At 55.1% G+C, this 9,225-nt stretch carries 7 protein-coding genes and 2 pseudogenes; 8 read left to right on the top strand and 1 reads right to left on the bottom strand.

What is annotated here, in order from left to right; translation table 11 throughout:
* Positions 1 to 104: 104 nt before the first annotated feature.
* Positions 105 to 596: pseudogene (locus V7680_RS13915) on the bottom strand (IS110 family transposase); the annotation flags it as partial.
* A 214-nt stretch (positions 597 to 810) separates the two neighbouring features.
* Here V7680_RS13915 and V7680_RS13910 point away from each other — a divergent pair.
* The 8 genes and pseudogenes from V7680_RS13910 to V7680_RS13875 all read left to right on the top strand — a co-directional run.
* Positions 811 to 1,125: pseudogene (locus tag V7680_RS13910) on the top strand (integrase core domain-containing protein); the annotation flags it as partial.
* A 119-nt stretch (positions 1,126 to 1,244) separates the two neighbouring features.
* Positions 1,245 to 1,826: an ANTAR domain-containing response regulator gene (locus V7680_RS13905; protein WP_335653867.1), complete on the top strand. Its 582-nt coding sequence runs from the start codon at positions 1,245 to 1,247 to the stop codon at positions 1,824 to 1,826.
* Positions 1,823 to 3,040: an ABC transporter substrate-binding protein gene (locus V7680_RS13900; RefSeq protein ID WP_442955052.1), complete on the top strand. Its 1,218-nt coding sequence runs from the start codon at positions 1,823 to 1,825 to the stop codon at positions 3,038 to 3,040. The genes V7680_RS13905 and V7680_RS13900 overlap by 4 nt, the downstream gene beginning before the upstream one ends.
* Positions 3,041 to 3,294: 254 nt before the next feature.
* On the top strand, positions 3,295 to 4,707 hold the full coding sequence (locus V7680_RS13895; RefSeq protein WP_335653866.1) for a CmpA/NrtA family ABC transporter substrate-binding protein: 1,413 nt from the start codon (positions 3,295 to 3,297) through the stop codon (positions 4,705 to 4,707).
* 28 nt (positions 4,708 to 4,735) lie between these two features.
* Entirely contained in the window at positions 4,736 to 5,803 is a 1,068-nt protein-coding gene (locus V7680_RS13890) for an ABC transporter permease (RefSeq protein WP_335653865.1), read from the top strand.
* Positions 5,804 to 5,813: 10 nt separating this feature from the next.
* Positions 5,814 to 7,538: an ABC transporter ATP-binding protein gene (locus V7680_RS13885; protein ID WP_335653864.1), complete on the top strand. Its 1,725-nt coding sequence runs from the start codon at positions 5,814 to 5,816 to the stop codon at positions 7,536 to 7,538.
* Between the two features lie 45 nt (positions 7,539 to 7,583).
* Positions 7,584 to 8,819 carry an alginate export family protein gene (locus tag V7680_RS13880; RefSeq protein WP_335653863.1) on the top strand — a complete coding sequence of 412 codons (1,236 nt, stop codon included), beginning with the start codon at positions 7,584 to 7,586 and terminating at the stop codon, positions 8,817 to 8,819.
* A 16-nt stretch (positions 8,820 to 8,835) separates the two neighbouring features.
* The coding region (locus tag V7680_RS13875) for an FAD-dependent oxidoreductase (RefSeq protein ID WP_335653862.1) at positions 8,836 to 9,225 on the top strand (390 nt) is incomplete at its 3' end.

Raw genomic sequence — 9,225 nt, 5'->3', positions numbered from 1 at the left:
CACGCTTACGGCGTGCAATTAAAATAAAGGACTTGCATTATGACCCTCGATTAGACGACCGGCGTCAGCCGGTTAGTGGTTCAGTAAAGGCATTTATCGTTTTGGTAGTGGGTTAATATCCGATGCCAGGTCTGGGTCTTGGCCTTTGATATCATCTCATGCGTCTTCGACATCTCCTGCAGATCATTGATGCCAGCTGCCAGAGGATCAACGTAGCGCTGGGTGGCTCCAATTTGCAGCATGTGCAGGATCACTTGGGCATCTTTGGAATCGTTCTTGTCCCAGCCATTGTGCAGCGCTTCACGGGTGCGGGCCAATGCGACCGATGAGATCAGGCGTAGCTCGAAACCTGCGCTCAACAAGCGGTGTGCCAATGTCCGATGATAGTTGCCTGTAGCCTCAAAGCCGACGACAATCGGACGACCTATTGCAGAGAGATCGTCGGTTAGGCGGTCGTAGTCTGCCTTCGTCGACATCACGGTCAAACGATGCCGACGACCGCCCTCCGGGCGTTCGATCAACACCTCTTGGCGATGCTTGGACATATCAATGGCTACCAGAACGGCACTATCGGGGGTAGGATTAAGCTTGGTCATGATCGGTCAGTCTCCAAAATGTTGAGTCGATAACTTCATTTTAGAGACCTGCTGACCGATTGTGGCCACCTTGATGAAGTCTGCGGAAGCTACGCGCCCGCAGACTTCATCAAAGTAATACGGCCCTTCCTGATGATGCTTCCCAATGTGCTATGGTATCCAGTTCACCTTCCCGCCGCGCTACGCTGACGGTCCGACCGCCACCTACATGACCCACATGTTCGATATGCGCTACGAAGAAAACGGGATCGAGCACCGGCTCACCAAGATCAAGCATCCCTGGACCAACGGGCAGGTCGAACGGATGAACCGAACAATCAAGGAGGCGACCGTCAAACGGTATCATTATGACAGCCATGCGCAGCTGACTGCACATCTCCACGACTTCATCGATGCCTACAATTATGGTCGGCGGCTGAAGACCCTCAAGAGACTCACACCCTTCGAATACATCTGCAAAATGTGGACAACCGAACCAAACAGATTTACGCTCAATCCAACCCATCAAATACCGGGACTAAACAACTAGCAAACGACGATCGGTGCTTATATTAAGATAGTTGTCGGCAATATTACGGTTCATGTTGCGCCTGCGAAGAAAACCGCGTTACACAACGTCAGAAGTTTCTCCCTGCACCGGAGTCGCCATTGCGCATTGCTGTTATTGATGAAAACCCCGTTCGCGCGGCCATAATGGAAGACGGACTTGCCGAAGTCGGTGAACGGGACGTTTTTGTCATTTCCGAACGCAATGGCATGGCCCGGGCCATTGAAATAATCGACCCCGATGTCATCCTTATCGATCTCGGCAATCCGTCTCGCGACATGCTGGAGGAGTATTTTGTCGTCAGCCGTGCGATTTCACGTCCGATAGCGATGTTTGTAGAGCAATCCGATGACGATGCAATCGCAGCGGCGATTGATGCAGGGGTTTCTGCCTATATCGTCGATGGTCTGTCACAACACCGATTGAAACCGATACTGGACTTGGCGGTACGCCGGTTTCAGGCCTTTTCGCGGTTGCAAACCGAACTCAAAGAGGCGCGAGACGCGCTGTCCGAACGAAAAATCGTCGATAGAGCGAAGAGAATCCTTATTCGAAAGCGCCATTTGAGCGAACCGGAAGCCCACAAAATGCTGCGCGATCATGCCATGAACAGCAACAAACGCATGGCCGAAGTGGCGGAGTCCATCGTCACGGCAGAAATATTATTAGGGGGCGATCTGTGACGATTGATCAAATGAATATCGGCTTTCTGCCGCTGGTCGATGCGGCTTTGCCGATTTTGGCCCAGGAACACGGCTTTGCCGAAGAACAGGGACTGCATTTAAACTTTATTCGGGACGTTAGCTGGGCTTCGGTACTAGACAGGCTGCTCTATGGCCATACAGACGCTGCGCATTTGCTCGCCCCCCTGGCGATAGCCACCACGCTGGGCCGGGGGCGACCGGCCAAGCCGCTGGCCGTGCCGTTCATCCTGGGGCTGAATGGCAATGCGATTACCATGTCCCATGCGCTGGCGGACAAAGTGGCGCCAGCCGGCACGCTCGGCGATCCGGTTGCCGTTGGAGAAAAGCTGCGGGCCGAAATTGCAGAACGTGCAGCAGCAGGCGCCCGCGTTCGACTCGGTGTTGTGCATCGCTATTCCGGTCACAATTACAAGCTGCGATATTGGCTGGCACAATGCGGTATCGAGCCTGACACCGATGTCGATATTGTGACCATTGCACCGCCGTTTGCAGCCGACGCTCTGGCGAATGCCGAGGTGGATGGAATATGTGTGGGTGAGCCATGGAACAGCGTTGCCGTGGAGCGCGGCGTCGGCCGAATCGTTCTGGTCACGGCGCAAATCTGGCGGCGCGGCGTCGAAAAAGTGCTGGCCATGTCGGCCGAGAAACTCGACGATGATCGCGACAAGATTGAACGTCTGGTGCGGGCGCTGCATTTTGCCGGAAAACATTTTATCGATCCGGAAAATTGGGACGCCAATGCCGCAATACTCGCGCGCAGAGAATATCTGGATGGCTCGGCGAAGCTGATAAACCGGGCCATATCAGACCGGATCATGCTGACCGCTGGCTCTCAGCCGATCGATGTGCCCGATTTCATGTTCCAATATCGGGAGGCGGCAAACTTCCCCTGGAACAGTCAGGCGGCATGGCTCTATTCACAAATGCTGCGGTGGGATCATCTGGAATATAGTGCGGAGGACCAGTTGCGCGCGGAACAGGTTTTTCGGCCCAATGTCTACAGGACGGCACTAAAGGGGCTGGACACGCCGATGCCCGGCGCCAATGCCAAGCTGGAAGGCAGCGTGACCGGCAGTCTGCCGGTCGGTTCGACCCAAGGCCGTCTGACACTAGGTGCCAACCCGTTTTTCGATGGCCGTGTTTTCGATCCGACCGAAGTCGAGAAATATCTGGATTCATTACCAAAATCCTGAAATTTGCTGCACCGCAATATTTTCACTTGCCTTTTCAAGCAGGCTGATGTTATTTGATTTGGGACGGGAAAATTTCCCGACAGCATATTTACCGGTTTGTCCAATGGCGGGCGAACGCACGGTAGAACGATATACAATCGAATAGGCAATGTCGCCGCCCAAGCCAGTCTGAACGACTGCTGCTTGAGGCGGTTTTTTTGCGTGTTTTTTCGTTCCACCCTGACGTTGCCCGGCAAAGAAAAAGGGATTGAGTAATGAAATCTGACCGCCGCAATTTTCTTCTCATGGCTGTATGCGCAGTGTCTTTATCGGCTTGCGGAAGTGGAGGCGACAGCACGTCAAAAAGCAGCGAGACGGTTAAGGCCGATGCCGTGGACGGCGCGATTGAAAAGCCGGCCCTGAAGCTCGGATTCATCAAGCTCACCGATATGGCCCCTCTGGCGATTGCCAAAGAAAAGGGATTTTTCGCCGAAGAAGGGCTGAACGTTACACTCGAACCGCAAGCAAACTGGAAAGTGCTGCTCGACGGCGTGATCGGTGGTCAGCTGGACGGCGCACACATGCTGGCCGGGCAACCGCTTGCTGCAACGATTGGCTATGGCACCAAGGCGGATCTGATCGCCCCTCTCTCGCTCGACCTCAATGGCAATGCGATCACCCTGTCGAACAAAGTCTGGGCCCAGATTGAACCGGACCTCAAGAAAAATGCGGACGGGAAACCGCAGCATCCGATCAGCGCTTCGGTCCTGAAGCCGGTCATCGCGAGCTACAAGGAGCAGGGAAAGCAGTTCAAAATGGGAATGGTCTTCCCGGTTTCCACGCATAATTACGAATTACGCTACTGGCTTGCAGCGGGCGGGATCGAGCCGGGCTATTATACAGAGGGAGACGTGGCCGGAACGGTCGGCGCGGAGGCGGCCTTGTCCGTGACGCCGCCGCCACAAATGCCCGCAACGATGGAAGCCGGCACGATTGATGGCTATTGCGTCGGCGAGCCATGGAATCAGGCGGCCGTGCAAAAGAAAATCGGCGTTCCAGTGATTACTGATGATGAAATCTGGAAAAAGAACCCGGAAAAAGTTCTCGGCCTGCGTAAGGATTTTGCCGAGAAATATCCTGCGACCACTGCCGCCATTCTGCGGGCGATTATCAGGGCACAGCAATGGCTGGACGTCGATGGTGGCAAGAACCGTGCAGAGGCTGTAAAAATTCTCGCACGATCCAATTATGTTGGCGCGGACGAGGCTGTGATCGGCGCCTCGATGACCGGTCAGTTTACCTTCCAGGCCGGCGACACGCGGCCGGCACCGGACTTCAATATCTTCTTCAACGATTATGCGGGTTACCCCTTTTACTCGGATGCGATCTGGTATCTCACCCAGATGCGGCGCTGGGGACAGATTGCCGAAGACCGGACGGATCAATGGTATTTCGACACCGCGAAGGCGGTCTATCGGCCCGATCTCTACCTCACCGCCGCCAGAAAGCTGGCAGACGAGGGAGCCATTCCTGCCGAAAGTATTCCCGACACCGATGGTTACAAGAGCGAACAAGCAGGTTTTATCGATGGGATCACCTATGACGGAACAGCCCCCAATGCCTATCTCGCGAAATTCCCGATCGGCTTGAAGAACGGTCAGAAAGTGACCGCTTCTGGCGTCAATTAAGCTTCTGATGAATAAAGGAAACAAAGACATGGCGACCGTCGTTGTAGATACATTTCACAGCAATAAAGGCGATCAGCCCACCGCAGAGGCGGACGCTGGTGGCCCTGGCCTTCCGGTTGAAGCGCTTCCGACGGTAAAGCCGGCTCCCAAGACAGCAAAAAGCTGGCCAATTGATCCCAAGAAACCAATAGCGTCGTTCAAGGGCCTCGCCGCGCCGACCGTCGGCATTCTGGCCTTTCTCTCTCTCTGGGCTGTTCTTGCCCCACAGGTGGACACATCGCTCGGCAGCCTGCCGGGACCGGTTGAAGTCTCCGCCCAAGGGGTTGCGCTGTTTGAAGAATGGTCCGTCGCCCAAGATCAGAAGGCGGAATTTTATGCTGCTCAGGACGCTCGCAATGATGCGGCAATTGCCAGTGGCGGCGAAACACGGGATTTCAAATATAGCGGTCCTCCGACTTTTCTGGATCAGATCTGGACGTCCTTGGCGACGGTTGCTTTGGGCTTTTTCCTGGCCACAATTGTCGCTGTTCCGATCGGCCTCATCTGCGGCCTATCGAAAACATTCAACGCCGCGATAAATCCGATCGTGCAGATCATGAAGCCGGTCAGTCCGCTCGCCTGGCTGCCCATTGTTACGATGGTGATTTCGGCCACCATGACCGATCCCGAACCGAGCCTGCCAAAAAGCTTTGTTATTTCCGCGATCGTCGTGATGCTCTGCTCGCTCTGGTCGACTCTCATCAACACCGCGATTGGCGCAGCATCCATCGACAAGGATCTGCTGAACGTCGGCAAAGTGCTTCGCCTTGGCTGGTTCGCCAAGCTGACCCGCCTGGTACTGCCCTCGGCGCTTCCCTATATTTTTACCGGCATGCGTCTGTCCTTAGGTGTTGGCTGGATGGTCTTGATCGCCGCGGAAATGCTCGCGCAGAATCCGGGTTTGGGAAAATTCGTCTGGGATGAGTTCCAGAATGGATCCAGCCAGTCTCTCGCCCGGATCATGTTCGCGGTTATCGTGATCGGCCTGATCGGCTTCATGCTGGACCGGATCATGATGCTGCTGCAAAATTTCGCCAGCCGCAATCGCACGGTTTGAAGGGAAAATCATGACCAAATCCCCTCCCGTCCTGTCGCTCAAGAACGTCAGCAAATCATATGTTGATGGTTCGGGAACCAGAGCCAATGTGCTCGACAAAATCAGCCTTGATGTCGCCGATGGTGAGTTTATCGCCATTCTCGGTTTTTCGGGAGCCGGCAAGACCACATTGATAAATTGCATCGCTGGATTGGCCGAAGCCGATAGCGGTGAAGTGCTGGTCAAAGGCGAGCCGTGCAAAGGTCCGGGTAAGGATCGCGGCCTCGTTTTCCAAAGCTATTCGCTTTTTCCGTGGCTGACCGTGCAGGCCAATGTCGCGCTGGCGGTCGATGCTGTTCATCAGGACAAATCGAAAGAAGAACGCGCAGCGCTGGTGACGCAGAAGATCGAACTGGTGGGTCTGGACCATGCAATGGACCGCAAACCGGCTCAGCTATCGGGTGGTATGCGCCAGCGCGTGGCCGTCGCCCGCGCTCTGGCGATGGAACCGGAAATCCTGCTGATGGACGAGCCGCTATCGGCACTCGATGCCTTGACCCGGGCCAAATTGCAGGATGAGATCGAGCGCATCCGCAAGCACGAAAAGCGCACCATCGTTCTGGTGACCAATGACGTTGATGAAGCGCTGCTTCTGGCCGACCGCGTCGCCATCCTGACCCCGGCGCCCTCGGCAACCATCGGAAAGTTATTCGATGTGAATATCCCGCGCCCCCGTGAACGTGAGGCGATGAATGAAGACTCTGCCTATAGAAGGCTGCGCAACAGCATTGTCGGTTATCTGGATCTTTTGAGCCACGATCAGAAGGCCGCTGCCACCGAAACGATCAATTTGCCCGATGTGACGCCGCTGGACCTGTCGGCAGCACGGGAAGGCAAGGACGCAGCATTGCCGCAGGCCTATCTGGATGCGGCAAAAAGCCCGATTATCAGCCGCTACCTCGAATTTTTCAAGCTCAAGAAAATTTACCCGACACCCAAGGGTCCACTCACCGTTGTCGAAGATGTGAATCTCCTGATGAACAGGGGCGAGTTTATCTCGCTGATCGGTCACTCGGGCTGCGGAAAATCGACCGTGCTTACGATGGCGGCCGGGCTGAATGAAATCAGCGATGGCGGAATTGTACTGGACGGGCGGGAAATCGACGTCGCCGGGCCTGACAAGGCCGTTGTGTTCCAGGCACCCTCGCTCATGCCCTGGCTGACCGCCAGACAAAATGTCAGCCTGGGTGTGGAGCGCGTCTATCCCCACACAAAGCCCTCCGAGCGGGCTGATATTGTCGAATATTATCTTGATCGTGTCGGCCTCGGTGATGCGATGGACAAGGTGGCCGCCGATATGTCCAACGGGATGCGTCAGCGGGTCGGCATTGCCCGCGCCTTCGCCCTGTCTCCCAAATTACTGTTGCTCGATGAACCTTTCGGGATGCTCGACAGCCTGACCCGCTGGGATTTGCAGGACGTGCTGATCGAAGTCTGGAACCGGACAAAGGTGACCACCGTCATGGTCACGCACGACGTAGACGAAGCAATCCTGCTCGCCGACCGGGTCGTGATGATGACCAACGGCCCGCACGCCACCATCGGCAAGATACTGGAAGTGGATCTGCCGCGTCCGCGAGACCGCAAGGCACTGCTCGAGCATCCGAAATTTTACGCCTACCGGCAGCAGGTGCTGCAATTTTTGGCGGAATATGAACATGGAAATAACAAGGGCTCGTCCGCAGAGGCGGCCTGAACAGGAAGGATGCCCGAAAGAAGAAATTCAGTTTTCAAGGGATTAATGATGAACAAAAAAAGCATAATCAGATATTTCACATTGTCATCAGTACTGCTTTTTACGCCGACTGTGGTGCATGCAAAAACCGGCGATCCTGTCGCCATCGCAGAGGGCCTGACACTGGACCCTGTTTTCGACGCACGGCTGGCTTATGAATATGTTGATCAGCCCCTGACGGATGCAGATGCCCTGACGTTAAGGACAAGGGCCGGAATCGAACTGGCCAGCGATATGGGCATTTCCTTTCTGGTCGAAAGCGAAGCAACGCTGGGCATCATCAATGATTTCAACGATACCAATTCAGGCAATGGTATCGAACCGTTTTCGGTCGTTGCCGATCCTGAAAATATCGAACTCAACCGCATTCAGCTGCAATTCGCCAAAGAGGGCAAAGGCAGTATCACCGTTGGTCGCCAGAGGATCAACATTGACGACCAGCGTTTCGTGGGCAGCGTCGGCTGGCGCCAGAATGAGCAGACATTCGACGCTGTCAGTGCGTCGGTGACGGCCTTAAAACCGCTGACACTGGAAGCCACTTATGCAATATCCCAGCGCACGATATTTGGCGCGGATGCCGGTGCGCGAGAAGCTTTTGACGGAGATCTGATATTTTTGGGCGCAGGGGTAAAGGCTGGCCCGGCCAATCTGAAGGGCTTTGCCTATCTGCTCGATTTTGATGCCGGGCAACCGGTCTCGCTGAGTTCAAGTGCAACCTATGGTCTGCGCGCGACGGCAAAGCTTCCAGTCGCTGAAGGTTTCTCACTGGACTTGGCCGGCAGCTATGCTGTGCAAAAAGATTATAAGGCCAACCCTGGCAATTACTCCGTCGATTATATTGCCGGGTCTGTTGGCACATCCTTTTCCGGTTTAGGACTGGTGCTGGGATACGAGAGCCTGGGCAGCGACGGCGCGGGCAATCGGTTCCAGACCCCGCTTGCCACCCTCCACAAGTTCAACGGTTGGGCCGATGTTTTTCTCAGCACGCCGCCGGGGGGTCTTGAAGACAAGTATGTCAGCGTGAGCAAGAAGGTCAACCTGCTTGGCGGCGTCACCGCGAGCGCGGCTTATCACGACTTTAGCAGTGATAGCGGCAACATTGATTACGGCACGGAATTTGATGCGGCTCTTAACTTCAAAATCAATGTCATCAGCGTCGGCCTCAACTACGCCAATTACAATGCCGAAAGCTTCGCTGTCGATACCGAGAAATTCTGGCTGCGGCTGGGATATAGTTTTTAACAACTGGAATTTGTCAATGAACGCACCGGTTATAATGGATGATAAGCAGGACAATGCTTCCCGACAGGCCCGCGAACGGCTTGTCGTCATCGGCAATGGCATGGCGGGTTGTCGCGCGGTGGAAGAAATTCTGTCCCGCGATGCAAGCCGCTATGCCATCACCATTTTTGGAGCGGAGCCCCGGGTCAATTATGACCGGATAATGCTTTCACCGGTTTTGGCCGGCGACAAGAGCTTTGAAGAAATCATCATCAACGATCAAGGCTGGTATGACGATAATGGCATAGAATTGGTCAGCGGCGACGCGATTATTGCAATCAAGCGCGAAGCCATGGAGGTGGTCAGTGCTTCCGGCCGTGTGACACCTTATGATCGCCTGCTGATCGCCACGGGGTCTGATCCGTTC

The organism is Parasphingorhabdus sp., from assembly GCF_036963705.1.
In the GTDB taxonomy this organism is placed as follows: Bacteria; Pseudomonadota; Alphaproteobacteria; order Sphingomonadales; family Sphingomonadaceae; genus Parasphingorhabdus.
This window is presented reverse-complemented; position numbering and strand designations above follow the sequence as displayed.

Bases quoted from the DNA above. Each gene is read 5' to 3' on its own strand.
- V7680_RS13895 (WP_335653866.1), top strand. From the start codon at position 3,295: ATGAAATCTGACCGCCGCAATTTTCTTCTCATGGCTGTATGCGCAGTG.
- V7680_RS13890 (WP_335653865.1), top strand. From the start codon at position 4,736: ATGGCGACCGTCGTTGTAGATACATTTCACAGCAATAAAGGCGATCAG.
- V7680_RS13885 (WP_335653864.1), top strand. From the start codon at position 5,814: ATGACCAAATCCCCTCCCGTCCTGTCGCTCAAGAACGTCAGCAAATCA.
- V7680_RS13880 (WP_335653863.1), top strand. From the start codon at position 7,584: ATGATGAACAAAAAAAGCATAATCAGATATTTCACATTGTCATCAGTA.